Origin of the sequence: Leyella stercorea, assembly GCF_021531355.1 — a bacterium.
In the GTDB taxonomy this organism is placed as follows: Bacteria; Bacteroidota; Bacteroidia; order Bacteroidales; family Bacteroidaceae; genus Prevotella.
This window is the reverse complement of the sequence record NZ_JADYTS010000257.1, coordinates 1-209: the sequence shown is the minus strand read 5'-3', so window position 1 is coordinate 209 and position 209 is coordinate 1. Positions and strand designations below refer to the sequence as shown.

Sequence of the window (209 nt, the reverse complement as noted above, 5' to 3'; positions counted from 1 at the left end):
GAAAATCGGTGGCAAGATGAAGGAACTTGCCACAATTGGTGTTGCATATAGTGAAGATGAGGTCGAAAATCTTGTCAATGAAGCAAAAGAATGGATTTCAAAAGAAGAATCCCGGCGTCATCCACAACTCGATCTGTATGGTGAGGAGCGTGAGGCGTGTGACCGTGAGCGTGAAGAAGTCCGCCGCGTTCTGTCCAACGTCAGCAACA

1 pseudogene is annotated in these 209 nt (G+C 47.8%); it reads left to right on the top strand.

Annotated elements, in window-relative coordinates:
* Nucleotides 1–209 (top strand): annotated as a pseudogene (locus I6E38_RS15270) (IS1634 family transposase); the annotation flags it as partial.